Annotated in this window: 31 protein-coding genes; 21 read left to right on the top strand and 10 right to left on the bottom strand. The window is 39.0% G+C overall.

What is annotated here, in order from left to right:
* Positions 1-116: 116 nt before the first annotated feature.
* A complete protein-coding gene (locus CXF93_RS12440) occupies positions 117-1,154 on the top strand; it encodes a GGDEF domain-containing protein (protein ID WP_101062815.1) in 1,038 nt (345 codons plus the stop codon).
* Between the two features lie 55 nt (positions 1,155-1,209).
* Here the strand turns inward: CXF93_RS12440 and CXF93_RS12435 are convergent, their stop codons facing one another.
* The 4 genes from CXF93_RS12435 to CXF93_RS12420 all read right to left on the bottom strand — a co-directional run bounded on the left by CXF93_RS12435 (position 1,210) and on the right by CXF93_RS12420 (position 5,872).
* A complete protein-coding gene (locus tag CXF93_RS12435; RefSeq protein WP_198551677.1) occupies positions 1,210-2,853 on the bottom strand; it encodes an alkaline phosphatase in 1,644 nt (547 codons plus the stop codon).
* A 156-nt stretch (positions 2,854-3,009) separates the two neighbouring features.
* Complete coding sequence (locus CXF93_RS12430; RefSeq protein WP_101062814.1) at positions 3,010-3,636, bottom strand: TetR family transcriptional regulator; 627 nt, start codon at positions 3,634-3,636, stop codon at positions 3,010-3,012.
* The gene (locus tag CXF93_RS12425; RefSeq protein ID WP_101062813.1) at positions 3,636-4,397 is read right to left on the bottom strand and encodes an SDR family oxidoreductase; all 762 of its coding nucleotides are present in this window, start codon (positions 4,395-4,397) and stop codon (positions 3,636-3,638) included. Before CXF93_RS12425 ends, CXF93_RS12430 begins: the two co-directional genes overlap by 1 nt.
* A gap of 446 nt (positions 4,398-4,843) precedes the next feature.
* Positions 4,844-5,872, bottom strand: coding sequence for a tyrosine-type recombinase/integrase (locus CXF93_RS12420; RefSeq protein WP_101062812.1), 1,029 nt, complete (start codon positions 5,870-5,872; stop codon positions 4,844-4,846).
* A 480-nt stretch (positions 5,873-6,352) separates the two neighbouring features.
* Between CXF93_RS12420 and CXF93_RS12415 the strand changes: the two genes are divergently transcribed.
* The 7 genes from CXF93_RS12415 (at position 6,353) to CXF93_RS12385 (ending at position 11,879) form a co-directional block, all read left to right on the top strand.
* Positions 6,353-6,613, top strand: coding sequence for a hypothetical protein (locus CXF93_RS12415; protein WP_157824448.1), 261 nt, complete (start codon positions 6,353-6,355; stop codon positions 6,611-6,613).
* Between the two features lie 109 nt (positions 6,614-6,722).
* Positions 6,723-7,145 carry a hypothetical protein gene (locus tag CXF93_RS12410; protein ID WP_101062810.1) on the top strand — a complete coding sequence of 141 codons (423 nt, stop codon included), beginning with the start codon at positions 6,723-6,725 and terminating at the stop codon, positions 7,143-7,145.
* A 901-nt stretch (positions 7,146-8,046) separates the two neighbouring features.
* The gene (locus tag CXF93_RS12405) at positions 8,047-9,189 is read left to right on the top strand and encodes a DUF3800 domain-containing protein (protein ID WP_101062809.1); all 1,143 of its coding nucleotides are present in this window, start codon (positions 8,047-8,049) and stop codon (positions 9,187-9,189) included.
* A gap of 45 nt (positions 9,190-9,234) precedes the next feature.
* Complete coding sequence (locus tag CXF93_RS12400) at positions 9,235-9,573, top strand: hypothetical protein (RefSeq protein WP_101062808.1); 339 nt, start codon at positions 9,235-9,237, stop codon at positions 9,571-9,573.
* A 109-nt stretch (positions 9,574-9,682) separates the two neighbouring features.
* On the top strand, positions 9,683-10,453 hold the full coding sequence (locus CXF93_RS12395; RefSeq protein ID WP_101062807.1) for a HEPN domain-containing protein: 771 nt from the start codon (positions 9,683-9,685) through the stop codon (positions 10,451-10,453).
* Positions 10,454-10,622: 169 nt separating this feature from the next.
* Positions 10,623-11,120 (top strand): DUF4236 domain-containing protein, encoded by a 498-nt coding sequence (locus CXF93_RS12390; RefSeq protein WP_101062806.1) that lies wholly within the window; start codon positions 10,623-10,625, stop codon positions 11,118-11,120.
* 51 nt (positions 11,121-11,171) lie between these two features.
* Complete coding sequence (locus CXF93_RS12385; RefSeq protein ID WP_101062805.1) at positions 11,172-11,879, top strand: ion transporter; 708 nt, start codon at positions 11,172-11,174, stop codon at positions 11,877-11,879.
* A gap of 89 nt (positions 11,880-11,968) precedes the next feature.
* Here the strand turns inward: CXF93_RS12385 and CXF93_RS12380 are convergent, their stop codons facing one another.
* The gene (locus CXF93_RS12380) at positions 11,969-12,571 is read right to left on the bottom strand and encodes a helix-turn-helix domain-containing protein (RefSeq protein ID WP_101062804.1); all 603 of its coding nucleotides are present in this window, start codon (positions 12,569-12,571) and stop codon (positions 11,969-11,971) included.
* An 85-nt stretch (positions 12,572-12,656) separates the two neighbouring features.
* Here CXF93_RS12380 and CXF93_RS12375 point away from each other — a divergent pair, with 85 nt between their 5' ends.
* The 9 genes from CXF93_RS12375 to CXF93_RS12340 all read left to right on the top strand — a co-directional run bounded on the left by CXF93_RS12375 (position 12,657) and on the right by CXF93_RS12340 (position 19,046).
* A complete protein-coding gene (locus CXF93_RS12375; RefSeq protein WP_101062803.1) occupies positions 12,657-12,860 on the top strand; it encodes a Rha family transcriptional regulator in 204 nt (67 codons plus the stop codon).
* A 197-nt stretch (positions 12,861-13,057) separates the two neighbouring features.
* On the top strand, positions 13,058-13,576 hold the full coding sequence (locus tag CXF93_RS12370) for a phage regulatory CII family protein (protein WP_101062802.1): 519 nt from the start codon (positions 13,058-13,060) through the stop codon (positions 13,574-13,576).
* 14 nt (positions 13,577-13,590) lie between these two features.
* Complete coding sequence (locus CXF93_RS12365) at positions 13,591-13,854, top strand: hypothetical protein (RefSeq protein ID WP_101062801.1); 264 nt, start codon at positions 13,591-13,593, stop codon at positions 13,852-13,854.
* A gap of 9 nt (positions 13,855-13,863) precedes the next feature.
* Positions 13,864-14,154, top strand: a complete 291-nt coding sequence (locus CXF93_RS12360) for a hypothetical protein (protein WP_101062800.1) — start codon at positions 13,864-13,866, stop codon at positions 14,152-14,154.
* The gene (locus CXF93_RS12355) at positions 14,151-14,537 is read left to right on the top strand and encodes a hypothetical protein (protein WP_101062799.1); all 387 of its coding nucleotides are present in this window, start codon (positions 14,151-14,153) and stop codon (positions 14,535-14,537) included. Before CXF93_RS12360 ends, CXF93_RS12355 begins: the two co-directional genes overlap by 4 nt.
* Complete coding sequence (locus CXF93_RS12350) at positions 14,534-14,761, top strand: hypothetical protein (protein ID WP_101062798.1); 228 nt, start codon at positions 14,534-14,536, stop codon at positions 14,759-14,761. Before CXF93_RS12355 ends, CXF93_RS12350 begins: the two co-directional genes overlap by 4 nt.
* Entirely contained in the window at positions 14,758-17,184 is a 2,427-nt protein-coding gene (locus CXF93_RS12345) for a replication endonuclease (RefSeq protein ID WP_101062797.1), read from the top strand. Before CXF93_RS12350 ends, CXF93_RS12345 begins: the two co-directional genes overlap by 4 nt.
* 97 nt (positions 17,185-17,281) lie before the next feature.
* Positions 17,282-17,416 (top strand): hypothetical protein, encoded by a 135-nt coding sequence (locus CXF93_RS22370; protein WP_255418836.1) that lies wholly within the window; start codon positions 17,282-17,284, stop codon positions 17,414-17,416.
* A 457-nt stretch (positions 17,417-17,873) separates the two neighbouring features.
* The gene (locus tag CXF93_RS12340; RefSeq protein WP_157824447.1) at positions 17,874-19,046 is read left to right on the top strand and encodes a RelA/SpoT domain-containing protein; all 1,173 of its coding nucleotides are present in this window, start codon (positions 17,874-17,876) and stop codon (positions 19,044-19,046) included.
* 101 nt (positions 19,047-19,147) lie between these two features.
* On the opposite strand, the gene CXF93_RS12335 is transcribed toward CXF93_RS12340, so the two are convergent.
* A complete protein-coding gene (locus CXF93_RS12335) occupies positions 19,148-19,399 on the bottom strand; it encodes an ogr/Delta-like zinc finger family protein (protein WP_101062795.1) in 252 nt (83 codons plus the stop codon).
* Positions 19,400-20,158: 759 nt separating this feature from the next.
* Here CXF93_RS12335 and CXF93_RS12330 point away from each other — a divergent pair.
* The 3 genes from CXF93_RS12330 to CXF93_RS12320 are packed head-to-tail and all read left to right on the top strand — an operon-like array spanning position 20,159 to position 21,765.
* A complete protein-coding gene (locus tag CXF93_RS12330; RefSeq protein WP_101062794.1) occupies positions 20,159-20,689 on the top strand; it encodes a DUF488 family protein in 531 nt (176 codons plus the stop codon).
* A 3-nt stretch (positions 20,690-20,692) separates the two neighbouring features.
* A complete protein-coding gene (locus CXF93_RS12325; RefSeq protein ID WP_101062793.1) occupies positions 20,693-21,169 on the top strand; it encodes a DUF488 domain-containing protein in 477 nt (158 codons plus the stop codon).
* Positions 21,166-21,765 carry a hypothetical protein gene (locus CXF93_RS12320; protein WP_157824446.1) on the top strand — a complete coding sequence of 200 codons (600 nt, stop codon included), beginning with the start codon at positions 21,166-21,168 and terminating at the stop codon, positions 21,763-21,765. Before CXF93_RS12325 ends, CXF93_RS12320 begins: the two co-directional genes overlap by 4 nt.
* A 127-nt stretch (positions 21,766-21,892) precedes the next feature.
* Here the strand turns inward: CXF93_RS12320 and CXF93_RS12315 are convergent, their stop codons facing one another.
* The 4 genes from CXF93_RS12315 to CXF93_RS12300 are packed head-to-tail and all read right to left on the bottom strand — an operon-like array spanning position 21,893 to position 25,507.
* The gene (locus tag CXF93_RS12315) at positions 21,893-22,342 is read right to left on the bottom strand and encodes a hypothetical protein (RefSeq protein WP_101062791.1); all 450 of its coding nucleotides are present in this window, start codon (positions 22,340-22,342) and stop codon (positions 21,893-21,895) included.
* Positions 22,339-22,662 carry a hypothetical protein gene (locus tag CXF93_RS12310; protein ID WP_101062790.1) on the bottom strand — a complete coding sequence of 108 codons (324 nt, stop codon included), beginning with the start codon at positions 22,660-22,662 and terminating at the stop codon, positions 22,339-22,341. The genes CXF93_RS12315 and CXF93_RS12310 overlap by 4 nt, the downstream gene beginning before the upstream one ends.
* Positions 22,662-23,702: a phage portal protein gene (locus tag CXF93_RS12305; RefSeq protein WP_101062789.1), complete on the bottom strand. Its 1,041-nt coding sequence runs from the start codon at positions 23,700-23,702 to the stop codon at positions 22,662-22,664. The genes CXF93_RS12310 and CXF93_RS12305 overlap by 1 nt, the downstream gene beginning before the upstream one ends.
* Positions 23,702-25,507: a terminase large subunit domain-containing protein gene (locus tag CXF93_RS12300; RefSeq protein ID WP_101062788.1), complete on the bottom strand. Its 1,806-nt coding sequence runs from the start codon at positions 25,505-25,507 to the stop codon at positions 23,702-23,704. The genes CXF93_RS12305 and CXF93_RS12300 overlap by 1 nt, the downstream gene beginning before the upstream one ends.
* A gap of 190 nt (positions 25,508-25,697) precedes the next feature.
* Between CXF93_RS12300 and CXF93_RS12295 the strand changes: the two genes are divergently transcribed.
* Positions 25,698-26,648: a GPO family capsid scaffolding protein gene (locus CXF93_RS12295; RefSeq protein WP_101062787.1), complete on the top strand. Its 951-nt coding sequence runs from the start codon at positions 25,698-25,700 to the stop codon at positions 26,646-26,648.
* Positions 26,649-26,665: the final 17 nt, after the last annotated feature.

Genomic DNA, 26,665 nt, shown 5'->3' with positions numbered 1-26,665 from the left:
TAACTATAAAACTAGTTATAACCTTGTATAATGCAACTACCTACATAGGGGTGGTTAGCTATTAACTTTTAGCGAATCATTTTTAGTACTTTATTTTACTTTTTATTTGGTGTTCGATGAGCAAAAAATTAACCTATCAAGAATTAGAAGCACAAGTTACCGAGCTTAAAGCACAGAGCGTTGTTTTACAGCAGCAACTTGGGGTAGCTAACCAAATAAAAACTAAATCACTGCAAACCACGAAATTACTGCAAAGCTTAGTCGACACCATCCCTAGTCCGCTGTTTTATAAGGATGTAGACGGTATCTACCAGCAATGCAATGACGCTTTTTCGCAGACTATTTTAGGCATAGATAAAGACAAAATCATCAACAAGTCTTTGTTCGATTTAGGTGAATATATACCGCATGAACTGGCTGTAATCTATCATGCGAAAGATTTGTTGTTAATGAAAAATCCGGGTAAACAAGTCTATGAAACATCGGTGAAATGTGCCGACGGTGCAATCCGCATATTCTCGTTTCATAAAGCATCAGTACTTGATGATGATGGCGAGATCTTGGGTGTTGTTGGCGTTATGCTTGATGTGACAGAGCTGAAAAATAAAACCCGTGAATTGAAAGAAAAGAACCGCTGTTTAGAAACTTACTCCACCACTGATCCACTGACAGGACTGTATAACCGCCGTAAATTTAACACGGTATTCCCAGATAGTTTACGTGTGGCTAAACGCAGTAAGCGCTTGTTAAACTTTGCCATTATTGATATCGATAATTTCAAAAAATACAATGATAACTACGGCCACGTAGCAGGGGATAATGCCTTAGTCACTATCTCAAACTTATTACAGGGCAAGCTACTTCGTGCAGATGATTATATATTCCGCTTAGGCGGCGAAGAGTTTGGCTTATTATTTTATGCTGACGATGAAATTATGGCCTCAGAATTTGCCAGTGATATCCGTCTTGCAGTACAAGAACTAGCTATTCCACACAAAGCCAATGAGACCTACCGATATATTACTATTTCATTAGGCTTGGTGACCATTAAGCGTAACAATAAGGATATGCTTGATTTGTATAAGATGGCAGATGATTTGTTGTATAGAGTGAAACGTTCAGGCAAGAATCAGATATTAGCCAAGATTGTTTAAGGTCTAATTTACATAAACCTTAAACAAGCTTAGTTGGTGTTTACTCGATTTATGCTTATAAGAACGCATTCACCATTTTCTGGTTTAATTCTACATGATGTTGCATGGTCGAAAATTGTTTCGTGATGTTATCAGGGCCAAATGCATAGACAGGCAGTGGCGCTGCTGTATGTGTACCCGTTCCCCAAACTACATTTTGCGACGCACCTAATACACGACCAATTAAATTCGCATGGATCTCATCGCCATAAACAAAGAACTCTTTAAAGTCATTCACTTTTGGAAATTCTTTCGCGCTGAGGTATTTGTGCCCTTCAACGTAATACTCATTTTCTTCACGCAGAGTAACTGGTTTCGCTTGTTCTGGCGTTACTTTAAATTCACTGTAGTTGTTGATGGCATCTGCCCATTGCTGACCTGTGGTGTTAGTAAAGTCCCAGTCTGCGTTTACTTGATCCATCATGGCGTAGAAGGTACCGCTTTGAGCGTAAAGCTTATCGAGTTGTGACAGTTCACCAAAGTTAAAGTTTGGTTTGTATTCCTTACCCTGCATACCATTACCCGTCAGCTGTTGCGCTTCTGGTAAGTTATTACGAGAATAACTGAATCCGAAACTGCCGGTTTCATGGTCTGCGGTGATAACAACAAGTGTATCGTCACGATCTTTAACCCACTCATATACTGCCTCGACCGCTTCATCGAATTTAACTAATTCATGTAGCATCCAACCAGCGTCGTTGACATGACCAGCCCAATCGATTTGGCCACCCTCAATCATTAAGAAGAACCCGTCTTCATCCTTAGACAGTACGTCTAATGCTTTGATCGTCATATCGCGTAATGAAGGCTGTGTGCAGCTGTTGTCTTTTTTACAAGCGGTGTAAGCGATGCCGTCAGCCATACCTGAATTGGCAAATAAACCCAGCAGTTTAGTGCTGTCTGATGCTGCCAGTTGCGCTTTATCAAACGCGAGGCTGTAACCGTATTGATCTTTCGCTTCTAATACTAAGTTACGTTGATCTTTACGTTTTGATTTTTTGTAAACGCTATCTGGCGCACCTAAAGCCGCCATTTGTGCTCGACTATCTTGGTTGGTCTTTATATCCGAAGGTAAGAATACGCGCGCGCCGCCTGATAACATCACATCGACACTGCCTGAGGCAATGAGTTGTTCGGCAATCTTGGCTTCGTATGAACGATGTGGCTGGTGGGCTGCGAACGCGGCTGGTGTGGCGTGAGTAATACGCGTATCAGAAACCAGTCCTGTCGCTTTACCTTGTGCTTTGGCTTTTTCTAAAATGGTTTCAACGATATTACCTTGGTCATCTAAACCGATCATTTCAGAGCCAGCTGCGACACCTGTTGCTAGCTGCGTTGCAGAACAAGCTGAATCAACCACTAAGCTGCCATTACTGCCGTAAGGCGCGCCTAATGAAAGTCCCATTTGTCCAGCGTCGGCAAACGTTGATAATGCCGTTTTGTTGTTTTTATCGTTGTAGATAGAGTGCGGGGCACGTTGTGCGTACTCTTCTAATAAGCCGACTTGTTGTGGTCCCATACCATCACCAATCATTAAAATTACATTTTTAACTTTGCTGATTTCTGGGGTTGGTTCTGGCGCGGTGACTACTGAAGAACTATTGCAAGCACTAAGTAATACACTTGAAACGGCAAGCATTAATACACTATGTTTAATCATCATAAATCCCTGTAAATGGTTAATCTAGTTGTTTTATTGACGCTAGAGTATAAGGGAAATGTTACATTTATGTGAATTTAATAATGATATATAAATTATATTAATAATATTGTGAATTATCATTATTAATAATAGTGTTAACTTACCTTTAGATTATTACTGATAACTCCTAACAAGTCGCGTGACGTGGCGGTGTAATATATCCGCAAAGTTAAGCTCAAATATTTGTAATGGCCCTTCTTTAATTACTTCTGCGACCGCGCCAACCGAATGACTCATGTGCCAACAACCAATAATCACCTGTTGTACCTGCAATAACAACTCCGTCGCTTGCTCGATACTCAATGCGTAATGCTCGCTGAGCATGGCCGCGTATTGCTGAATAAAGTGCAATAGCGTGGTCTTGAACTCGCGCGCTTCTTCAAGGGTTAAGTTGCATTGTAGTGCGGTATGCATGATGGCACTGAGTTTACAGAATAACGGATGTTTAATGAGGGTATTGCAGATTGAATCCGTCAGCAGCGCTTGCCCCATTTCAGTTTTAGCTGTCTGTGCCAAACTCTCGAATTCTTGGGTATAGACCGCAAGGAATAAGGTTTCTTTGTTTCTGAAATAGCGATACAAGGCGGCCTTGGTAATACCAACATCGGCAGCGATATGTTTTAAGTTAACGTCTTCATAACTGAGGGTGCTGAAACGTGCCGCGGTTACGTCCATTATCTGCGTCAAGCGCAGCGCTTTTTGCTCTGGGGTAGTGGCGCGGCATTTAATAATACATTGCATTATGCTTGTAACCATCCAGCAATTTTACGGGTTACAAAACGTGGTGAAACTTTACCAAACAATACACCGACTTGGTTTTTAATACCGGTCACGACAATGGCACTGTTACGGTTGGCAAGGGCTTGTTTTGCCACCTCTGCAGATGTCATTGCGCCAGCTTTAAATAGGTTCGAGTCGGTAATGTTGGCTTCTGCGGCAAACTCAGACAGCGTTGGGCCAGGGCAGAGTGCACTAACTGCAATACCTTGAGGGCGAAGTTCTTCGTGTAATGCTTCAGAGAAAGACAGTACAAAGGCTTTAGTAGCGTAGTATACCGCCATGTTCGGGCCAGCTTGGAACGCTGCGGTTGATGCCACATTAATGATGAAGGGTTTAACCTGTTCACGCATGTTCGGTGCTAAACGGTGAGTCAGCTCGACTAAAGTGGTGACGTTTAATTGGATCATCTGCATTTGGCGTTCGAGCGGTAAATCAAGGAAGTTACCACGGTCGCCAAAACCTGCGTTGTTAATCAGGCCGTTGATAGCAAGGTTGTTAATGCTTATCTCCGTCGCTAATATTTCACTGCCTTTTGGATCGGCAAGATCCACTGCAAAGCAAACCACATTGATGCCTTGCTCCACTTGTAATGTATTTGCCAGTTCTTCTAATTTGTCTTTACGGCGAGCGACTAAAATCAAATCCTGACCTGTTTCCGCTAACTGCTTCGCGAACTCGCTACCAATACCTGCACTTGCGCCTGTGATGACTGTATAACTCATTGTAATTCCTTTTATCTGGGGGAAGAGTAATCAAAGTCAATTAAGTGACCCTGAGTTACTTAGGTTATACGGTGTTGTTTGTTTTGTAAATAACCTTGGGTTATTTAAGTTGGGTGACGCACATTAAAATGAACATCATCAGATGTGATTAATTTGATAGAGTGGTTGCTGGAAATAGAGTTTTTATAAACAACCTAAATGAAACTTTAACTTCATAAGCTACTGATTATAAGGTGTTAATTATTTTTGATTATTGTTTGGGTATTAATCAAATATGGTATCGAGGAGGGGAGTGTTTTCAAGGCTGGTTAATCCATAAAATTAACCAGTTTTTAAATAATTCTGAATAATATTGTATATTAATATTATTCGTCGCCACTTTATCGCCATCTTATTACAAAGGATTATTCGATATAGATGCTGCTTATCGCCATTTTACCGCCATTCTATAGCGCTAAATTCACCAGTGGATTGAAGGTTACCGCATCTTGTAAATGGCTTGGAGAAAAATGAGAGTATCTCATTGTTTGTGTTATGTCTGCGTGTCCTAATATCTTTTGTAATACTAAAATATTACCACCGTTTATCATGAAATAACTGGCAAAGGTGTGTCGTAAAATATGCGTTGCTTGCCCCTTTGGTAGATCGGTAAAACAATCTGAAACACCTTTCCTTATTGCTCCGTAGTTACAAGTAAATAGCTTATCAGTATTGTCCTGGTAAATTTCATTGTAAAGCTCTTCTGATATCGGAACAGTTCTGTTTTTTCGGCTTTTTGTATTTGAGAATGTGATCTTATATTTAGATAGTTGTGACCCTTTTAGATTCATCGCTTCACTGACACGGGCACCGGTGGCTAAGCAAATCTTAATTATCTGCGTTAATTGCTTCGCGTGGAACTCGTTCTGGATAGAGCTAAACAATTTTATTATTTGTTCTTGGCTTAAATAACTTAATTCTAACTCTGATTTTTGAATCAGTTTAATGCTGGTAAGTGGGTTAGGGTAGCTCCATTCATTTAATCTGATTAACTCATTGAACATTGCTCGCATACACTTCAAATCATAGTTTTGTGATGCTGGAGACAGCTCAACGACTCCATTTCGCTTACTAGCACCGACCATTCGTCTATTGGCTCTGTAGTGGGCATAATCTTTGGCGGTGATGCTAACAGCCATAGGGTTATCAAGGTGTTCACAGATTATAATCATACGTCTGTGTGCATGAGTACCACTTTTCAGGTTTTTAGCATGTAACTGCCACCACAGCTCAATCAAGTCTGATAATTTTCGTGTGTCAGGCTTATCACCTAACCAGGGCTTATCGACAACCTCGTTCATCGTGTAGCGCTCGAATGCTGTCGCTTCACCTTTTGTCGCAAAGCGTTTGCGAATACGCTTGCCGGCACTACCTTGCGGGTAGCATTCACAAAGCCAAGGTTTCTTGTGGCCATCTTTGAGATTGCGAACAGACATGCTGGGTTTCCTTATAACTCGTAAAAAGGTGTATTTGGTATTATAAAATAACAAACACTGTTTTTATATACAGTTATAAAGCAATTGTAGCAATAATCTATGTTTTATCATGCGGGCTTAAACATAGATTATTACTGTTCGAGTCTCGCATTTGATCCTGAACTTATTTTATTGCTGGTTTTTTAATCATCACCTTAGTTTTATATTATGTTATTTCTCTATTCCTTAGTTACATCACGGTTTACCACTAAAGAGTAGTTATTTTCTTTGCCGTAAGTAAAAATAGTAATAAAATCAGCCCCGTACTTACTTTTTTTTAAAATTAAAGTCTGCATATTTTTCAGCGTCGATTTTAATATCAGATTGGGATCTGATCTTAATTTTCATTCGATTAGTTGCTATTTAATCGGGTGAACAGATTTGGGGGATGGAGACGTCCTACATATAAATGTTAGGTGGTTATTTTTAAGGAGGAATATTATGAATTTTACAATTTGCCCAGATGGAAGTTTCGTTGGAGGCAGTAGCTTTACAATTTGCCCAGATGGAAGTTTTGTTGGAGGCAGTAGTTTTACAATTTGCCCAGATGGAAGTTTTGTTGGAGGCAGTAGTTTTACAATTTGCCCAGATGGAAGTTTTGTTGGAGGCCGTAGCTTTACAATTTGCCCAGATGGAAGTTTTGTTGGAGGCAGTAGCTTTACAATATGTCCAGATGGAAGTTTCGTCGGTGTAAACATCTAACAAGTCGTTTCTAACGGATAAAAAACAGTTTTTTTATTCGTTCCTCGCTAATTTTAGCTAACAATTGTATTGCCGCTTAGCAAAGCGTTAATACAATAAGGAGATTTAAGTGAAAGTTAAAATAGATTACGTAATCAAAAACTTATTAACATTAGATAGCATGGTTCAGAGTGAATCTGAAGAAATAAAGAAAGCCTTTGGACAAGGAGAACTCGGTTTAGAATATGGTTCAGAAGAATCCGTAAACATGAAGTTTGAACCTCGTCCAGTGGAGCAAGCTTATAAATACTTTTTGAGTGAGCTTCCATTAGAGAGACTATATACTGTTGTAACAGTCTACTATTTTGGACGTAATGGAACTAATAGCCCACTACTTGAGTGGGAGGAGTTAAATAGCCCAGATTTTTCACAGGAAAAGGCTTTAACGATATTACTGGGTTTAGTGAGTATTCGTGAACATTTTGAGCATGGTTTGTCTCAATTACCAATGGCTATTGAAACGCTCGAAGAAAAAATAAGAAACGAGCTCTAAAAATCGTACTAGCAAAGCAATCAAAACGATGAAAATTACACTCGGAGCTTGTGGTTCAGAGTGTAATTGGCTTTGTAAATTTAGTGTTTGCACGTTTTATTGCGGCGTTAATACCATTTATTTTCAAAAAAGTTAAATCCCCCCTTTCCCGCGTGGAGAAAGAGGGTCTTACCCCCTAAATAAACCTGCCGATACGGTATTGGATAACAAATTAATATCGATATCCCAGATATTAAGAAAAAATAAAGAATGCTGCGACCACGGATAGTAAAGAGCTGGTTGGTGGTGAGTTGCGCTCCTTTCTTAAAGGGATACTTCAGATGTACGGGGTAAAATACAGCTGTAATGTATAACGATATTAGAATGAAATTGGGACTTATGAAGTCTAGCAATGGGGGATATTTCATTGGTTATGAGGCATACAGTAAAGCTAGCAACAAAGTAAATTTAGACATACTGGTTAAGGGATTTACTTGTGAAGTTGTGAGTTTACTTACCGTTATAAATGTTAAGCCGTGATACTCCTTTATTTAATCAGGTACTAACCCTCTGATGCTTGCCCTCCGTTTTTTTAATCAAAAATCATAGTTTTATACTGTGTTATTTGTCTATTCTTTTGTTGCATCACGGATTACCACTAAAGAGTAGTTATTTTCTTTGCAGTAAGTGAAAATGGTAATAGAATCAGATGTATATTAAGTATGTCTAATAATTTACAGTATTTTAAAATAGATAATAAGAATAACACTTTCTCAAAATATATTTAAATGTCTGATTGGCTTTATCTTATTTTACATTTAATTATTCGCTATTGAGTAAGGTGAATAAGTTTGGGTGAATCGAAACATTACACTATACAAATGTTATTTCTAGCTACGCAAAATTTGGAGCGTTATATAGTATGAAATCAGAAGCAAATATATATTTTGATGAATCAGGGTTTACTGGGAATAAATTACTTGATAAACAACAGAAATATTTCAGTTATGCATCGGTAGTGAGTGATGATATTGAAGCAAAGGGGTTAGTTGAACATATAATCAGTAAATACAAAATTCAGAGCGGTGAAATTAAAGGTGGTAGTTTAGTTAAAAACCGCAAAGGACGACGAGCAATTGACGAAATAATCAAGACTATGTCAGGGCGAATAAAAGTGTCTATTTCTGATAAAAAGTATGCGCTAGCAGGAAAATTCTTTGAGTATATATTTGAGCCTTCTCTTCAAAGAAATAGTATGCTTTTCTATAATGCTAATTTTCACAAATTTGTAAGTACGATTTTATATGTCGAATTAACATCACGTGGTGCAATGGCTGAAGAAATATTTGAAGATTTTGAGAATCTAATGCGTAGCGGTGATTTTGGTGGTCTAAAGGCTTTGTTTTCAGCAACTAAAAATCCTGATATATCACCAGTTTTAGAATTGATCTTGGATTTTGCAGTAATGAATAAAAAATCAATTGTCGAAGAGTTAGAAGGTTATGCAGGCGAAGGCGCTGGGAAATGGGTTCTTGATCTAACTAATACCGCTTTATTTAGTATTCTTGCTCAATGGGGATTAGAATATGATGAATTAACTGCATATTGTGATAATTCTAAACCTTTAGATCACGATCAAGAGCTGTTTAATGCAATGGTCGGCAATACATCCAAAAAATTTACGAGTGTAGCTGGTTTTGATAGTCCAATTACATTCAATCTTAAAGAACCGATCAATTTAGTTGATTCAAAAAATGCTTATGGAGTCCAGTTAGCTGATGCTGTGGCCGCTGCATTTGTATATGCATGCGATAGCAAAAATCAGGATGAATATGCGACTAAGTGGCGTTCAATAATTGAAGACGTCGTAATTTATGGCAGTGTATTTCCAGACTTTGATCATATAGATCTAAGTCGATTAGAAGTACAGACTAATTTTGTCGTACTTAAGGAGTTGGTGGCGCGAAGTAAGAATAAGCAGTGCTTACTCGAAGGTATGCCTGATTTTATGGCTTACATGACACACGTATTACAAGCTAATCCAATGATTAAAAGAAAGGCGTAGCAAGTTGTTAATTAGCGTTAAGTTTACTTGAATTTAAGGATTTTTATGAGAATTAAAGAAAGAGTTTTACAAAGCAGATTTAACTTTTCAGAGTTTGTCGATATCTTGACCAGAGATGGCTATGTTACAGAGTATGACCAACCAGAATGTTGTTCGCTGGCTTCATCTGTTATGGAAAAAACATCAGTTCTTCAGAGTGATTTTGATGAGTTATTTGAATTTTTCTATCATGGTGAAAAAAATGAAGTGAATCTTAATTGTATTGCTACAAACACTGGGTTTCACACTCGAGGAGTATATGCATATGCTCTTTACAACGATAATGTTATTTCTTGTAAAGAAGTAGAAAAAGAGCTAATTAAACAGATTAAGCGAAGAGTGTAGACCTAACAAAGTAAATCAATCAGATGTATTACGGCTGTGATACTTTTCCCAAAAGAAGACCGACGAAAACACCGCTAACCTATAGTGTTATGCAGTGTTAGGAGTTAACGTGAGTTCTACTACAGATTATATAATAGATTTACAAGAGGAACGGGCAAGGAAGTGGATAGTTAAACAATTAGGTGATGAATCGATTTCTGATAATTCACTTGAGTGGAAAGAAGTTGAGGCTGACTATTGGTACATGATAGAGCAAAATCAGGAAGACGCTGAATGGGAAGCTGAAACGGAATGGTTATTAAAAAGTGGAACGTCGCATCTTCATAAACATTTTATTAAGCAGCTCGATGCTTTAATGGAAATGGCGGAATTAAACTTAACCGAACAGAATAAAATGCCTTTTTTATTAAATTCACATTTAGTTATCAACATGACTTATGCTTATTCTGTTACTTTGTTAGAAGCATTTCTTGGTGATACAATAAAAGCTTTAATTAATGAAAACTCGAAAGTATTAAAAAATGCTATTTCAAATGTTGAGCAATTAAAAAAGGCAAAATATAGCTTAAATGATTTTTTTTCAGAATCTGTATCTGTTGCTTCATTAGCCACCAGGAAAATTTCGGAAGAAATATTATTTCATAATATTCCTAAAGTCATGACTGTTTATGAGCAAGCAATAGGAAAAAAGTTAAATATTGATTTTTCTTCTGTAAACCAGATAACAAATATTCGGCATGACATTGTACATCGTAATGGGTATAAAATTGATGGTAGTTCGATATTTATTAGTCCTGATGATCTTAAAAAAGCTATAGAAAGCATTAAAGTTTTTGCGAATGACCTTCAGGTAGAGGTTAACAATAAACTTTCTCTATAGTTTAGCTCTTTCTGCATGGTAATTTAAAATATCTTCTTTGCTTGTTCTACATACCATATAGATAGCTGATATAGAGTCAATTAACAGCGAATGAAAAATAGTCACGTTATTTCAGACTTTATAGTTTCTTCGTGAAAACAAAAAAATAATAAATTACATAGGAAAAATTATGGGTTTTAAATTTAGAAAAAGAATAAAAATTGCTCCGGGTATTAATATAAACCTCAGTAAAAGTGGGGTAAGTACGTCTATTGGGAAACCAGGTGCGACCATTAATATAGGTAAAAAAGGTGTTAAGGCTACTGTTGGAATTCCTGGTTCAGGACTGTCATATAGCCAAAACTTGTCTGAAGGTGGCTCTCAACCATCAACACCTAAACAAGGAAGTTCGCTTTTAACTAAAATATTGATTGGGCTTAGTGTTATTTTTATGCTTTCAGTTTTATCAAATAGTGATAAAAATAATATCAAATTTGACAACAAAACAGTAATAGCCAAAAGCTTACGCGTTCGTTCTGCGCCATCAGCTGATTCAAATATTGTTAACCAACTTATTCGTGGTGATAGTGTCACTGTAGAGAAAAGTCAAAATGGTTGGTCTTTGATTGATGATGGAAAAGTTAAGGGGTGGGTAGCTTCTCGGTATTTAGCTGATGAAACTTTATAGCGTAAGCACCTTAATTTTAAAATTCGAAGTTAATTTTTAGGATAAATAATTTTGGTTACAATATTAAAAAGCACTATCGAATGTAATGATACTCGTCTTGGAAAATCCTTTGATATTTTCATCCAAGTAATGATTGTATTATCTTTGGTTAGTTTCTCTGTAGAAACTTTACCTAATATAAGTGATGAACTGAGGACGTATTTATATCGATTTGAAGTATTTAGTGTTTCTATATTTACGTTTGAATATATAGCTAGAATAATTAGTGCTGATGATAAAAAGAAGTTTATTTTTTCATTTTTTGGCATTGTGGATTTATTTGCAATATTACCTTTTTATCTATCAACGGGTCTTGATTTAAGAACGTTACGTACATTTAGGCTACTGCGTTTGGTTCGTATTCTTAAGTTAGCTAGATACAGTGCTGCTGCAAAACGTTTTCATCGAGCTTTTATTATAGCTAAAGAAGAGTTAGCTTTATTTCTATTTGCGGCCTTGATCATTCTATACCTTGCTGGAGTCGGGATATATTACTTTGAGTTCCCAGCTCAACCAGAGGTGTTCAGTTCTGTATTTCACAGTTTATGGTGGGCTGTTGCAACACTTACAACTGTTGGCTACGGTGATATTTATCCAATTACTGTTGGGGGTAAAATATTTACATTTTTCATTTTGATTCTAGGACTTGGTGTGGTTTCAATTCCGGCAGGGATGGTTGCATCAGCGCTATCAAAAGCAAGAGAAATGGAAGACGATTGATGCAAAATTCTGATATTTAATAAATGACTTAAATACCAACGAGGCCCTGAATGGGTCTCATTGGTACGGTCAATTAGGAACATTAATTACTACTCTTTTCCCATTACCAACACGACACGTCCCAGTACAACAATATCTGCTTCGGCCACTTCAACTGACGTATTGCCATAACTCATCGCTAATTTTTTACCTGGTAGACGCTGTAAATGATTTATGGAAATCGAACCGTCAATATCCAATAAATAACGTCCAGAACTAGGTGTTGTCTCTTCTGTATTAACAAACAACAAAGAACCATCAAGATCGATAACGCGAGTGATAGCTGCTGTTAGGCCATATCGCATCATAGTTATCGTATCTAAGCTCATATCGTCAGTGTTATCTAATGCGCCATTAGTGATTCTTTCAATGGTTAACTTTTCTTTTGATATAGCCACAGACGTTTCAAAAGCATCACCTTCATCAAGTAATAGCCATCTTAAAGACACTCCTTTAGATAAATGAACTCTCACTGCAATCTCAAAAGGCGATATTTCTCGTTGGTGCCAAGTCGCAATAGTCGACTTTGGGATTCCAAATGTAGTTGTGAGTCCTTGGAAGTTGACTGAATCGGTTATTGAAACCAACTTTTCAGTTACTTTTTTGCCACCTTGGTACTCAAAAGGTGGGATTAATGCTTGTAATTGTCTCATTTGCGATCTATTATCCAGTTAATGTTTAGTTATGCGATTAAATATTAACAAATACGATTTCTATTCAACTCATAAGGATACCATTATGTCGACAATTACAATACAACTTGACGTGCCTTACTGCACAAAAAAGAAATATGCCGCAGCGACAGGGCAATCAATAAGCACTATTGATCAAGCTGTTGCGAATGGAAAGCTACCTATCTGGCCAAAAGAGAATAGCAGAGGTGCTGTTCTTATTAATCTGGTCGCACTGTTTAAAAAAGCAGATGCGCAACCTTTTGTCTAATCAACCTTATACCAAACCTGAGATCACTATAAACGCCCATCAACAAGGGTTTATAGAGATTTCGACAGGTGAATTCATCGAACCAAGCATGAATAAGAAAAAGCATCGCTTCTCTTTAATCGTTAAAACAGAAGCGATCATATTCATTTGCGTACTTGGTTTGTTACTTAATCATTGCATATAAGGAGATATTCGCAATGTATGAGTCAAATGAGAGTAAACAGAGTTCAATCGAGTCTGCATGTGTTCGGTTTGCAGATATTGAAAACATAGAACAGATTGCAAACGAGTGCGGTATGCGTGGGCAGGTACTGCGCAACAAGTTAAACCCTAATCAACCACATCAATTAACGGTAAGTGAGCTAATTCGAATCACGACCGCAACTGATAATCACGACATTATCAACAGCGCGATCCTTGAGGTCGGATTAACAGCCGTTCGCTTACCGAAACAAGGTGACTCAAAACCTTTAACACTGAGTGCGATGAGTGTTGCTAGTTATACCGGTGAAATCAACCGACACATCTTAGAAGCAGAATCCGATCGCCGGCTAACCCGCACGAATAAAGACGCAATTGTTAAGAAAGCTCAAGAGGCTGTTCGTGAACTGGTCTTTCTTATGTCAGATGTTGAAAACCGCTGCGGTGGTGCAGGGCCGTTCGTGTCGATGTGCGCCGATGCCGTGATTAATGGATTGCCAATACCAGGAATGTAACAAGGAGATTATTTATGGAACAAGTACAAGCAGCTGCCGAGTCAATAGCTCAAATTCACGCGTTATTTGGTAATAGCCGTATTGGGTCTGTTTATGACAGCTTAGATTTTGATATGCGTAAAACACTCTGTTTTGCTGCTGGATTAAAGCAACGCAATATCGATATGAAACTTAGCCAATTCGATCATATCGAAAAAGTGAAGTTACACCATGCGATTAACTCGCTTGAACCAGTGATAGGCAAACTAGCCGGCCATCCAATTAACGAATTTAAGTAAGGGAATACCATGATTAAACCAAATTCAACAATGAATGATGTGATCAACGAATTGATGTTTATTGCCATTGCTAAGCCTGAAAAGGTGAGTGTATCAGTTCGTTATATTGGTCATGCCGATGCACTAGAGATTACCGCCGTTGATAAGGCCTATTTTAACTGTGCGAAAACCCCTAATACTTTGGCTACCCACAAACTGATGGACCAAACGATTTACCTAGATGGACTAACCGCATTCAAACAAGTCACTTCTGCGTATAACGAACTAAGCAATCTAATTAAAAGCGAGGTAGCGGCATGAAACGTATTTTAGCACCTGTTGAAGATGTTCGTCTGGCGCTGCACTCGCTTGGTATCAATGAAGATAAAGCGGATTGGATTATCGATTTGTTTGAATGTGTTGATGCCGGTCGCAATGACGCCCTTGCTATGCCTAGCTTTCATTTCAACCTTTACGCAACGCTAAAGCAAGAAGAGGTATTAATCACTGTATTTGCATTTTGGCAAAGCGTGGTGACTTGTTCTGAAACTAATTCAACTGAAGAACAAATTGCGCTAGGTGCTATCCGTTCTGTGTACTTTATGGCGCAAGGTTTTGCCTTAACCAAGCTCGTTGCCTGCATTGAATTGTGGTGGGAACAAACACTCGAGATCCACAATACAACTATCTGGATGGTCGCATGATGTATATAGCAATCGAACTTGGTCCTGATGGTGGTATGCGGACATTCCCTAAAACAGTTGAATATCGAACTGTAGAAATAGGCGAGTTTGATAATAAAGCTGACGCAGTGAGTAATGCGTGTCACCAGCTGAATTGTCGTCAGATTTTCCGTGGTGTGATCCGTCGCTTAAAAGGTCAGGGCGGTTACATGGTTTTGAATACACAGGACTATGCAGAAGTATGAAAGCTACTATAAAGCATTCATCTTCAGGCCCTAAAACTATTATTGGAATGATAGAAAGTGGGGAGGACTGCAGTCGCAAGCCTTCCCGTACTCCTGTGCAAGGCAAAGAATTCCAACAACCTGAAATGTCGCTTATTGAAAATGCGATGTTTCAGGTTAACCCTGAGATTGATGATCATGAATGGCGTAAACAGTTCTTTGGTGACATGCCACATTACCTTAGCCGTTATTTTGCTGAACGATATAATAAAACCTTTAAGCAACAAGGCCGCTCAGCTGCCAACTTGTACCTACTGAAAACAGTTGGTGAGAAGATAAACCCACGCTTACAGAAAGTGCTTGCTCAATATAAACGCCAATTCAAATTCAGAAATGCCTATGTGCACAACAATGACTTGTCACGCGAAAAGCTATTAGCTGAAATGGATAAGAGTGAAATTAAAAAACTAAGTCAGCAATTCGCTGATTTTTTTACAGGTAAATTAGAATCGTTAATTGAAAGCGAAAAAGCCAACCATAAAGATTATGCCAACGTGATTGTTGCTGTGTTTGAGAGTCTACAAGACGAATGCAGATCATTTGGTTATACACCTCCTTACAACAGAAACGATGGTTTGCATCAGTCTGAAGCTGAATGTGGCATTTTACGTTTAGCATGCCAACGTGCTTGGGAAAACAAGTTAAACAAAAAGCGCATGGCTATGCGAGAACATCTTGCTATTGCCGTTGGGCAAGTGCAGAAAGCGGCAAGCCCGTATTGTTCGCGTGACTGCATGCATGAATGGAAAAACCAAAAGCAACGCAACAGAGATTTCATCAAAGGTATGTCTATCTTTGATGAAGATTCTGGTGAAGAAATTGCCCTCTATGACATGTTCTATAAATCGACCGCTAACCCTGCAATTAGACGTTGTGAGTTAATGGTTCGTATGGCTGGGTATCAAGGTATTGCAACCGCAATGGGTTGTGATGGGTTGTTTCTAACGCTTACTGCACCTTCTAAATACCATAACACTCGTAAGCAAGGGGGTTTTGTTGATCAATGGTTGGGTAACAGCCCGAAAGAGGCACAACGTTATTTATGCCAAATATGGGCAAGAATACGTGCGCAACTAAAACGCGAGGAGTTGCCTGTTTTTGGTATGCGTGTTGCTGAACCTCATCATGATGGCACACCACATTGGCATTTACTGATGTTCATGCAACCAGAGCATGTTGATCGTATCCGTGAGATTTTCATTGGTTATGCAATTAATGAAGAAGTAACGGAGCTATTCCCAAAGGTTTACCGAAAACCAATTGTTGGTCCATTAGATTATCGCCCTCGCTGTGATGTGAAAATGATGGATCCAAGCAAAGGTACTGCAACGGGCTATATAGCTAAATACATCAGTAAAAACATTGATGGTTATGGCATGGATGGTGAGCTGGATGATGAAACAGGCCGTGACCAAAGAGAAATGGCCGCGCACGTTACCGCCTGGGCGAGTCGCTGGCGTATCCGTCAATTTCAACCTATTGGTGGTGCACCGGTTACCACTTACCGTGAATTACGCCGTTATGCTAATAACGATAAAAATGCCTTCAAAAGCTTTGTAACTACGTTAAGTAGTAAGCAACTGCACAACTTATTCAACGAACTATTCCCTGACCAAGACCCAACCTTTATGGGTCCTCAGTTAAATTTCCACGGCCCGCGTTTAAATTATGAAGCTATGGGCTCATTACAACGATGGGAAGTGATCACTGATAAGTACAAACCTGAATTAAAAACCAATGCAGCTGCCGCATCCGATGCAATGAAAGCGGCAGATAAAGGTGACTTCGCTGGATATGTCATGGCGCAAGGTGGGCCATTTGTATCACGTAAAGATTTACTGATCCGTAATGATTATGACACTGCCGAAATGGGCAACGAATATGGTGAATTAGTTTCTAAGCTCAAAGGCTTTCAAGTCGTCGGTGATGATGCTGTTAACACCCGTACACGTAAATGGAAGATACAACCGAAGTCACAAGCATTGCTCGATAGTGAAGCGAGCACAAGTAGCACCGAAGGTGCTGAGGTTTTGACTGGTCTTGACCTGCCTTCTCGGAGTTCTGTCAATAACTGTACGCCCTCCCAGAGCGGCAGATTAAATACTGGAATTAAAGCGCTTTTGAAAAGGCGCGGTATTCATTTAGATGATCACCTGGTCAATGTTATGGGCCAAGGTGCACAAATCAGAGTTGATAAAGACCACATCGTGAAATTGAAGCAGAGCTATTATGCTGAGAATCAATATCACCCGCCCGAACTGGTCGATATAAGGCCTGAAGAAACAGAAGTCTGGGATGGCTGGGATACTACAGGGCCTAAGACGGATAATACTGTTGATTTTGTACCTGGTTGGGAGAGCTGGGAAAGTTGGGACTGGGGCTAACCTATTGTATATATGACTACATAGTGTGAAATGCATCTGTTTACAACCGTAAATAACCACTGTATTCTTATACAGTAGTTTTTTGTTGAGGTCCGTTATGAAAGCGTTACAGGAACGTGCTAGAGATTTTGTCGTTATCGCGGCTGCACAGGATACATTGAGTGATAATACTGATGTTGTGCTGTATTTGTTGATGTTGATATCTGAAATACAAAACGAAGACGACAGTTAGCGATACCAGGAACAGCGACTATTGGAAATGTACTTTATGAACAGGCTGGATAAGCGCCATCAAATGATTGCTGGCGCAAGTCTAGAATAATACGTTTACTATTTTGAATCATGACGTATCAATCTAGAATAAATAACACCCATATCAAATTGATTTTTAGCATTTTCTGTATCTATATACAACTTTAGTTCCATACAGAATAATATTATAGTTTCATATCACAGATAAATGTTAAGTTATTGGTTAGGTTAGCTTTATCAGAGTAATATTACGATGTTAAATATTACATTGGATGTTTATTAGTTGCATAGTGAACAACTATTAAATTCTAAACAATCGAAGATCAATAATGATGAATTAAGTCATTAAGGTGATGCTTTAGATCTGGACGTTTTAGTATGGTGCTTTGTTGGATTAATGGGGTGCGTTAGGCTTTTTAATTAATATGGGTATAAAAATGAATTTAGAAGAATTTTTACATAAAAATAGGATTTCGAAAGAAAATTGGGAACTAGCTGATATCAGCGTCGAGGAACTCTCTGAAATTGAAGCCGACTATCTGGATAGCGTTCCTCACTTGAATGAAGCTGCTGAGTTTCTAGCTAAAGTGTTGCAAAAATGTAAACACGTACACTCTGTTAGATGGCGAGTAAAAGATGCCCAACATTTACTTGAAAAAATAGTTAGAAAACGATCTCAAAAAAATCCAAAGTATAAAGATATTTCCGTAGTCAATTACTCTGAAATTATAACTGATTTAGTTGGTGTTAGAGTCCTACACTTATTTAAATATGAGTGGTTTGAAATTAATCAATATATTCTTGGTTGCTGGAAACCACTTGAAACCGTTACGGCTTATATTCGTGAAGGCGATCAAGGGAGCATCATCGATAGCTATAAGGAACACAAATGTGACGTTCAAGTTCATCCAGCTGGATATCGTTCTATTCATTATATAATATCAACTCAGCCTACATTGAAAAAGATTGTTTCTGAAATTCAAATGAGAACAATTTTTGAAGAAGGTTGGAGTGAGATTGATCATAAAGTAAGATACCCCAATTTTTCTAATAATGAATTAGTATCATATTTCCTTACGATATTTAACCGGATGGCAGGTAGTGCTGATGAAATGGGAACATTCGTTAATGATTTAGTTTCTGATATATCACTTAAAGAAGTAGAACTTGGACGTAAAAATAAAGAACAAGAAGATCATATTTCTAGAATAGAAGAGTTAGCTAAAGAATTATCAAAAGAGAAAAATAAAAACAAAAATGTAGAAAGCACGGTTTTAGAATTAAATGCTGAGATTGAAAAGTTAAGAAATAGTTCATCTAATGCAACCAAAGTAAATGTACCGATAACATGGAGTGAGATTGAAAGGTTATCATCAGCTAAGCGAGAAGTATTAAAGGATGCAAGTATTGAAGCGTTCAAAAATGACATTACACTATTAAGTGTAGATAAATTTCGTAATTCACAATTAAATACAATGTCATTGACAGAGTCTATTATTTGGGGGGACAGCGCAGGTGTAGCCAGAAATTCACTTACTGATGCTGCAACTACGTTAAAAAATAAAGATACTGAAGTTAAAAAAGCAAAACCGCCTACCAAAAAAAAATAATTTAATTAATAAAGTAGTTATGTTGTTGGCTACACATAATAATTTTTTGATGGAGTACTGTGTGTTTGGTAGATTCATCGTGGCAGACCTCATTGAATGCGTTACAAAATCGAAAGCTGTAGCTGTAGTTCTTGGCGCTGTTCGGGCGCCAAACCTTTCATTAGACTAATTGCCATCTGAGTTGTTGTTTTAGCTGAAGGGCTTAACGTATGACTAAAACTAAGATTCATCACAAACGAATGACCACACTCCGCATTATTACAACTGCAATATAAATCTGTATAGCTATTCGAAATTCTATTCGTTTTTTGTATACGGCTTTTAACGCCGCACTCAGGGCAAACTACTCGCATAAACATCCACTTAATTCAAATACTGACCTATAAATTATACGATACTTAACTGTTGTTTTATACAGTTGTATGACATGTTCGTTATAATACATAGACATTGCAGATGGTTGAGTAAAATGTTTAATCATGCGCGTGAGCCCACGATAAATTCACTCCTCTTCGCCTACCGCATTTTCGCAATTTTTTTGCGTTTTTGACACAACGATGGACACGCTGATATTGCCTAAGCCTTACTTACAAAGGATCTCAACGATCATTTAAAGATCGCTAATGTCAAAGTTGTGACAGGTTTTGACACAAAGTGACAAGGCATCAAGCAAAACCTTTAGTAGAAAGTGACCTAGTTGATATACAGGAATTATAGGTTTGCTCTTTTTTACGAAATATAGATGATTTATAATGCCAAATTATCTTTATTTTACATATATGTGAAATGCAGGTAGTTGAAATTTAATGGTTTTTCTTCTTGTTTTTGTGTTTATATAGGTCAATATAAATACAATTCTTGTTTCTGCCTAAGTTTTATATGATTAGAACCGCTATTTACCACTATCTGTTTGTAATTAATAGTATATTTGGTATTGTTTGTAATAATGAAATTAAACCGGAATTCCGTATAACAAACTGTTGGACGTGGCAGCAGCCAAGTCCAACAAGCGATTGAGCTTTGCAAAGAACGCAAAGCACAATTACTAAGACGTTAGATTTACTGCATCACTATAGCGTGGTATTGTGAAAATTGAATAATTAGGAGTATTTATGTCAATTATTTCCATTGGTTATAGTCGCAGAGATATCGAGCAATTTACACAAACATTGGTGGAACATGGCGTTAAATATTTAATTGACGTAAGAACCAAACCATTTTCGAAGTATAGCCCCGACTTTAATAAAGAAAATTTACAAGCTTTTCTAAGAGATCATGGCATTAGATATGTCTTTATGGGTGACTCCGTTGGAGGACTGCCAAGTGATCCTCGCTGTTATACCGATGGTAAAGTAGATTACCGAAAGACCGCAATTAGTGATTTGTTTCAAGCTGGTTTAGAAAGGTTGATAAAAGCTAACTCTTTGCCTGTTAATGTGTCAATTATGTGTGCTGAAATGAAGCCTGAACAATGCCACCGTTCTAAGTTAATAGGGAAAGAACTAGCTAATAAAAACATCGAAATAAAGCACTTAGATGAAAAAAATGTAGTTAGAAACCAAAAAGAAATAATAGACCGAATAACAAAAGGTCAATACTCGATGTTTGATGATGAGTTTACATCAGTAAAAAGATATAGGTGATTAATGAAAATTTATACAATAGGGGTTTATGGTAAATCTGAAGAGGAGTTTTTCAGTTCTCTTATTAACAATGGGATTACATGTTTCTTTGATATAAGGCAAAGAAGGGGTGTAAGAGGGGCTAAGTATAAATTTGTAAATAGCAATTATTTACAAAAAAAACTAATTGATATAAATATTGATTACAAGCATTTAAAGCATTTAGCTCCTACTTCAGCTATTCGAGAAGTTCAAAAAAACCAAGATATTAGCTCAAATATAAAAAAAAGAGACAGAGGTTTATTAAGTAATGATTTTTGTTGTCTTTATCAAAAAGAGATTTTAGATGACTATAATTTTTCTGAAGAGTTTACAGCCATAGAACAAGGGGAATCCATTGCTTTCTTCTGTGTTGAACAAGAACATCATGCTTGTCATCGATCTCTGGTAACAAAGAATCTTATTGGTATAGATTCGTCATTGGAGGTAGTCCATCTGTGAAAAAGGTTGTTATAACGTCGAAAACTCGAATGTCGAAAGGATATTGCGTTGGAGGGTATGATGTTTCTTCTGGTAAATATGTTCGCCTTTTAACAAGTAATGGTAATAATCAGGGATATGACACTCAATTTGAAATAGGTGAATCGTGGAGAATTAGGTATGAATCTCGTCAAAATGTCACTCCGCCACACATTGAAGACGTCATGGTTAAAAAACAAATTTTTATTAAACGCATTCCAGATTTATCTACTTATATTCAAAAACGCGTAGCGCCTTTTAAAGGTTGTATTACTGGTTTATTCAACAATAAACTCGGTTTTACGAGAAATGGTTCACCTTATATAAATCAAAGTAATGGATTGCCAGATAATAGTGTTGGTTTTTGGCTCACCACAAAAGAACTATGTTTAGTCGAAGGAAAATCTCGTTATAAAGTTAAAGGTGAATATTACGAGGTGAAATATGTTGGGTTACAGCCTGCGGTTGAATCTATCCCAGTAGGGACACTCGTTCGTGTGTCTTTAGCTCGTTGGTGGAGCCCTGCCCCTGAAGAGTTTGAAGAGCGTTGTTATATGCAATTATCTGGTTGGTACTAAAATCTAACATATAAGTTGCTTAAACGGAAAAATAACAGTAGGCCATCGCTTCGCGATTATAGCCAAACATTAATTCCGCTTAGCAGGCGTTGATCGTTAAATCATCTTGAGCAGGCCAACTAAGGGGCTAACCAGCCCCTTTCGTATTCTTACTTCCCCAGAATGCCCTAAACAACCGCATCAATCCCAACGTTGAAACCGCAATACCTACAATCACAAATTCAAAGTACCAGGGCGCACCTTTATAACCCATAGCTTGCCAACCATCCGCCATATACGGCTGCAGTTGTGGTACAAAGTGCGCAATGAACAAACCTAAAAACACCGTAATAATAACTTCATCCATTATCGATTCGCGCCGGTTCTTCAACACCTGCAGATCATAATCAGCGTCGTTACCTTCCTGGTTCGCCAAGCGCTTAGCTTCTGCGTCCAACTTGGCCAGTTTAAGGTTACCTTCTGCAGTCGCAATCGATGCGGCCATCTCAGCAGCAATACGTTTACGCTCGCGATAGCTACCCGATAAATCGGCAATCGGGGCCGAAATAAAACTAAACAGAGACGTTATCCAACTCATGATTTGTTCCTCATAATAATATCTAAAAAGTGTCTAGGGTCTTTTGATACGGCTTTCGCAAGTGCATTCAACCCAGTTAAAAAATGCGGGGCGACATACGCCGCAATGCCGATAATCCCTGTTTTCAAACCATCATTAAGGCCAAGCCAAATACAAAAACTTTCCGCTATATACGCAGACAGAATTGCCATCAGCACCGACATAAAATAATGAAAAAAAGTAATACGGGTACCGGACATATACATTTGTGTTGCTGCGGCCAGTAGTGACAACAAACACAGCTGTCCCCATTGGCGAACAAATACAATCAATTCTTCCATTAATCTTCACTCCCTGGGTTTAAATCTGAATACGCTGGCACTGAAAATTCAATGTGCAGCGCGGCAGGTAAATACTCGTTAATCTCCATCATGTCCTGCTGCATCGGCACCACTTCATTGTTGTAATACGCGCGGGTGATTTTATCCAGGTCACCAAAGCCCGGACTCTCACCCGAGGTTTGCCCGCTTAATGCCTCTTGGGCGCGATGCATACTCAGCATGTCGTTTAACGTCATCTTCTTAATACGTTCAAATTCATCCTTGGTCGATATATCACCCACCGGAATAATCTTGATTGCCTTCTCGGCGTCAGCCTTACCACTGCGGTTATTAATAAACAGACTGCGGAAGTTACCCACACCGCGAGAATCTTTGATCGCCGTTTTCAAATCGGCTTCATCATCTGTCGACAAATTAGGATCTGCCATCGAAAAGATAAAACCCATGTGTGCGCCGTTTTTGTAGTACTTACGGCGGAATAGGGTGGCATCTTCATTCAATAACGCCGATTGAATACCACCATAATATTGGGGAATACCATAGATACCCTGATTCGGATCGTATTCTTTCAGGTGGATAACTTCGCCCTTATTAAACCGCAGCACTTTGCCATTACTTAAGCGCTGGGCATAAACACCTGGCGTGGATGTATAGCGCATCGAAAGTGCCGGTAAATGCCGTAATTTAATCACACTACCGAAGGCATTTTTAATCACCTGCAGGTAGGCATTCGCCGCCCAACAATAATCAAAAGCAAACTTCTTAAAGGTACGCTGGGTTAATAACGCATTCGGCTGGAACCATTTCATGATCATATTGCGTTTAAAATATAAAATAGGGCCATGCTGCGCATTCACACGCAGCAACTTAACCAGCCCAGGCAAGCTCACTGGCGGTGAATATAACCCGTCCATGTCAGCGTAAAGGCCGACATATTCAGTCATGTGGTTATCTAAACACGGCTCGGGGTCGCCAAAGCTAAAGGTATCGATAGATTTGCTTTTAGCCGGTTCAGTGGTCGTACTCTTCGTTGAAGTCATTATGCTGCATCTAATCCTATTGATGTTCTGGTACTTGAGCAGTCACCAGATAATGGTTCGTAAATCATGGCGTGCATGATTGCCCAGGCTATATCTGCATGGCCTGTGGCGGCGGTGCGGTTGGTGGCATAACTGATTTGGTCACCAACGACTTTCTTACGGATATTAATAAAGCTGCTGGCAACCATGACTGAGCCTTCGTCAAATTCAAAACGGCCCTTACCGATCACGTTTAATGCTTTAATGACCATCTTGTTTTTGTTGTGCGGGTTGTAATGAATCGGCATTGCCAGCGGGAAGAATTTTTGTATTAACTCAAATACACCTAAGCCCATGCCGGTGGTATCAACCCCGATATGCACAACATGGTATTTAAGCGTGAGTTCTTTGATTTCACTGGCCATGGTTTCAAAATCGTTACCACTTAAATTCAGTGATTCCAACAAGCGAAATTTATCATCGGGACCAAGCGGTAAACTCAACACCACAACGGATGCAATGTCGCGCGTTCGCGCTGGGTCAAAACCAATCACCACCGGCTTCATAGCATAAGGGCGTGACCAAGTAGGGTCGAAGTCAGGCCATTTTTTGCTATTACCGACGCAAGCCATTAGCTGTTTAAGGCTAAACGCACTGTGGGCATCATCAATAAACTTGCACATAAAGAGATTATCAAACTCTTCTTTGGAGTATTCATTCTCCAGCATGCTGATATCAATGCGGTCAAAACCTTGTTTCACCACATCATAAACATCGAGTTTTTGACGCCAGATACCATCATCACAAAGCCGACCATTCTTTAAGGCCTTATGGCTAACATCGATGGCAAACTCGGGATCATTACAGGCTTTGGTTTTTCGGTACCAGCGACCATTCCACAAGTCATAGGCTTCATGACTGGTTACCGATGGCGTACTGAAATAGGTAATACGAAAATCTTTATGGGTGGCCATTGCCTGAGCAAGACCGCGTAACTCTTTAAACTTGGGGATCCAAAACACTTCATCAATATACAAATCACCGGATGCCGATTGTGCTGTGCGGGCATTGGTTGATTTGAAATACAGTGTGGTGGTCTTGCCTTTGTTACGCATCGTCAGTGGTGAGCCGCTTAGCTCAATACCAAACTGTTCACGGCACAAGGCAATAATATTGGCTTTGAATATCTCCGCCTGGTCCCGCGATGCTGAAATGAAGATCTTGTTACGGCCATTCACTACCGCATCATAAAATGCTTCAAAGGCAAAGTAGAAAGTCGCACCAATCTGACGCGGCTTTAATATGAACCGGCTACGGTAATCTTGATGTTCAAACCAGTGTAATTGGTGCGGGTAGAGCAGGTTGTCTTTGAGTGTATCGAGCATTTCCTTGGTGATACTCGACACATCATTTTTAATCTTCTTCTGACGTTTCTTACTTTTACTGGTGCGCTCGCTTGTTTGTTCATTTTGAGCCGTCGCAGCTGCAGGCGTATTGCCATATTTTTTCGTGATGCCGGCACTGGGTAAGCGAGATTGATTTAACGCGCATTGCTGTTTGGTCAGAAAATCCAGTTCTTTATAGTCTGCTTCATTTTTATTGTCACGATCGGCCAATAACACAATGCGTCGTGCAATCGCTGTCTCGGCATTTAATGACGGGCACAGTTCATTCCAGCTGCCATCATCCGCCCAACGTCGTAACGAGCGTGCGCTTGGCATACCGTCCATTTCTGCAATTTCATCAAACGTCAGCCCACCAAAAACATAATGGTCACGCGCCGTTTTAATGATTTCGGGTGTATATCGGGGAGTCCTCGGTTTCATAACTGGCCTGTTGGTAAGAACAAGACCTAAGTTTATAGCCCTAAAACCCGCAATTCTTTAAGAAGATTTCCGCGTTATTCCGCTTTCGCCAAAATCGGAATAACGCGGATTTAATGTGATGGATTAAGGCCTGTTCAACGGGCAAAATTGATTCCACTTAGACTTACTTCGACATTAAACAGGAAACAACATGGCTCAATTACGCACTATTCCACTTGCCATTGCTGCCATGGGGTTAACGGTAGATGGTCGCGAAATATCAGAAAAAGATATCGACGATATTGTTGCTACTTATAACTATAAAAAGTACGGCGCTCGTATCAATTTAGACCACGAATTTAATTGGTCAGGCTGGGCAGCGAAGAACCTTTTAAACGTTGATATTAACGGCGGCATGCTCGGTGATGTGATTGAACTGAGCACGGCGAAAAATGATGAAGGCATTAAAGTTTTATACGCGGTGTTATCGCCTAATGCGTCATTTGTGCAGTTGAACCAAGCCGACCAAGCTGTGTATTTCAGTATTGAAATTAACCGTGATTTTATGAAGTCAGGGCAAACCTATTTAACTGGATTAGCCGTGACGGATTATCCCGCGAGTACCTACACCGACCGTATTCACTTTAGCCAAAATGACAACGCTGATAATACGCATGAAGCGGACCTTAATGTAAATAGCACACCCTCAGATACTGACCTATTAAAGGTGTCATTAGCATTAGCAGAAGCGGCCAAACCAACCAAGAGCCTGTTTAAAAAACTCTTTCATTTTAATAAGGATGATGACGACATGAAACGCGAAGAATTTGCCGCCGCAATGACCGACGCACTCGGTGGCCCCTTGCTGCAATTTAGCCAAGCACTGGAAGCCAATACCCAAGCAACGCAAGCCTTATTGGCTAAACAAGGCACGACAACAGCCCCGGTCGATGATGCGAATACCGACAACTTAACCGATACCAGTACGGATAAACCAACGGCTGAATTCTCGGCGATTGATGGCAAGGTTAATGGTTTGGTTGAGCAAATTGAAGCGCTGACTAAAACCGTGGCTGATGCAATCAAAGACCCTGCATCAACGACCACTGACGGTGAAGAAGAACACCTGGGTGAAAACGCTAAATACCACAACCTTCTTTAGTAACAGGAACCAAATTA

The organism is Moritella sp. Urea-trap-13 (assembly GCF_002836355.1).
GTDB lineage: Bacteria > Pseudomonadota > Gammaproteobacteria > Enterobacterales > Moritellaceae > Moritella.
The sequence above is the reverse complement of the archived record's forward strand: the minus strand, read 5'-3'. Positions and strand labels throughout refer to the sequence as shown.

Coding starts and splice junctions, on each gene's coding strand:
- CXF93_RS12355 (WP_101062799.1), top strand. CDS start 14,151: ATGAAACGTATTTTAGCACCTGTTGAAGATGTTCGTCTGGCGCTGCAC.
- CXF93_RS12440 (WP_101062815.1), top strand. CDS start 117: ATGAGCAAAAAATTAACCTATCAAGAATTAGAAGCACAAGTTACCGAG.
- CXF93_RS12350 (WP_101062798.1), top strand. CDS start 14,534: ATGATGTATATAGCAATCGAACTTGGTCCTGATGGTGGTATGCGGACA.
- CXF93_RS12375 (WP_101062803.1), top strand. CDS start 12,657: ATGTCGACAATTACAATACAACTTGACGTGCCTTACTGCACAAAAAAG.
- CXF93_RS22370 (WP_255418836.1), top strand. CDS start 17,282: ATGAAAGCGTTACAGGAACGTGCTAGAGATTTTGTCGTTATCGCGGCT.
- CXF93_RS12340 (WP_157824447.1), top strand. CDS start 17,874: ATGAATTTAGAAGAATTTTTACATAAAAATAGGATTTCGAAAGAAAAT.
- CXF93_RS12425 (WP_101062813.1), bottom strand. CDS start 4,397: ATGAGTTATACAGTCATCACAGGCGCAAGTGCAGGTATTGGTAGCGAG.
- CXF93_RS12325 (WP_101062793.1), top strand. CDS start 20,693: ATGAAAATTTATACAATAGGGGTTTATGGTAAATCTGAAGAGGAGTTT.
- CXF93_RS12300 (WP_101062788.1), bottom strand. CDS start 25,507: ATGAAACCGAGGACTCCCCGATATACACCCGAAATCATTAAAACGGCG.
- CXF93_RS12435 (WP_198551677.1), bottom strand. CDS start 2,853: ATGATTAAACATAGTGTATTAATGCTTGCCGTTTCAAGTGTATTACTT.
- CXF93_RS12295 (WP_101062787.1), top strand. CDS start 25,698: ATGGCTCAATTACGCACTATTCCACTTGCCATTGCTGCCATGGGGTTA.
- CXF93_RS12430 (WP_101062814.1), bottom strand. CDS start 3,636: ATGCAATGTATTATTAAATGCCGCGCCACTACCCCAGAGCAAAAAGCG.
- CXF93_RS12380 (WP_101062804.1), bottom strand. CDS start 12,571: ATGAGACAATTACAAGCATTAATCCCACCTTTTGAGTACCAAGGTGGC.
- CXF93_RS12420 (WP_101062812.1), bottom strand. CDS start 5,872: ATGTCTGTTCGCAATCTCAAAGATGGCCACAAGAAACCTTGGCTTTGT.
- CXF93_RS12345 (WP_101062797.1), top strand. CDS start 14,758: ATGAAAGCTACTATAAAGCATTCATCTTCAGGCCCTAAAACTATTATT.
- CXF93_RS12335 (WP_101062795.1), bottom strand. CDS start 19,399: ATGCGAGTAGTTTGCCCTGAGTGCGGCGTTAAAAGCCGTATACAAAAA.
- CXF93_RS12330 (WP_101062794.1), top strand. CDS start 20,159: ATGTCAATTATTTCCATTGGTTATAGTCGCAGAGATATCGAGCAATTT.
- CXF93_RS12415 (WP_157824448.1), top strand. CDS start 6,353: ATGAATTTTACAATTTGCCCAGATGGAAGTTTCGTTGGAGGCAGTAGC.
- CXF93_RS12405 (WP_101062809.1), top strand. CDS start 8,047: ATGAAATCAGAAGCAAATATATATTTTGATGAATCAGGGTTTACTGGG.
- CXF93_RS12400 (WP_101062808.1), top strand. CDS start 9,235: ATGAGAATTAAAGAAAGAGTTTTACAAAGCAGATTTAACTTTTCAGAG.
- CXF93_RS12390 (WP_101062806.1), top strand. CDS start 10,623: ATGGGTTTTAAATTTAGAAAAAGAATAAAAATTGCTCCGGGTATTAAT.
- CXF93_RS12315 (WP_101062791.1), bottom strand. CDS start 22,342: ATGAGTTGGATAACGTCTCTGTTTAGTTTTATTTCGGCCCCGATTGCC.
- CXF93_RS12365 (WP_101062801.1), top strand. CDS start 13,591: ATGGAACAAGTACAAGCAGCTGCCGAGTCAATAGCTCAAATTCACGCG.
- CXF93_RS12360 (WP_101062800.1), top strand. CDS start 13,864: ATGATTAAACCAAATTCAACAATGAATGATGTGATCAACGAATTGATG.
- CXF93_RS12370 (WP_101062802.1), top strand. CDS start 13,058: ATGTATGAGTCAAATGAGAGTAAACAGAGTTCAATCGAGTCTGCATGT.
- CXF93_RS12305 (WP_101062789.1), bottom strand. CDS start 23,702: ATGACTTCAACGAAGAGTACGACCACTGAACCGGCTAAAAGCAAATCT.
- CXF93_RS12310 (WP_101062790.1), bottom strand. CDS start 22,662: ATGGAAGAATTGATTGTATTTGTTCGCCAATGGGGACAGCTGTGTTTG.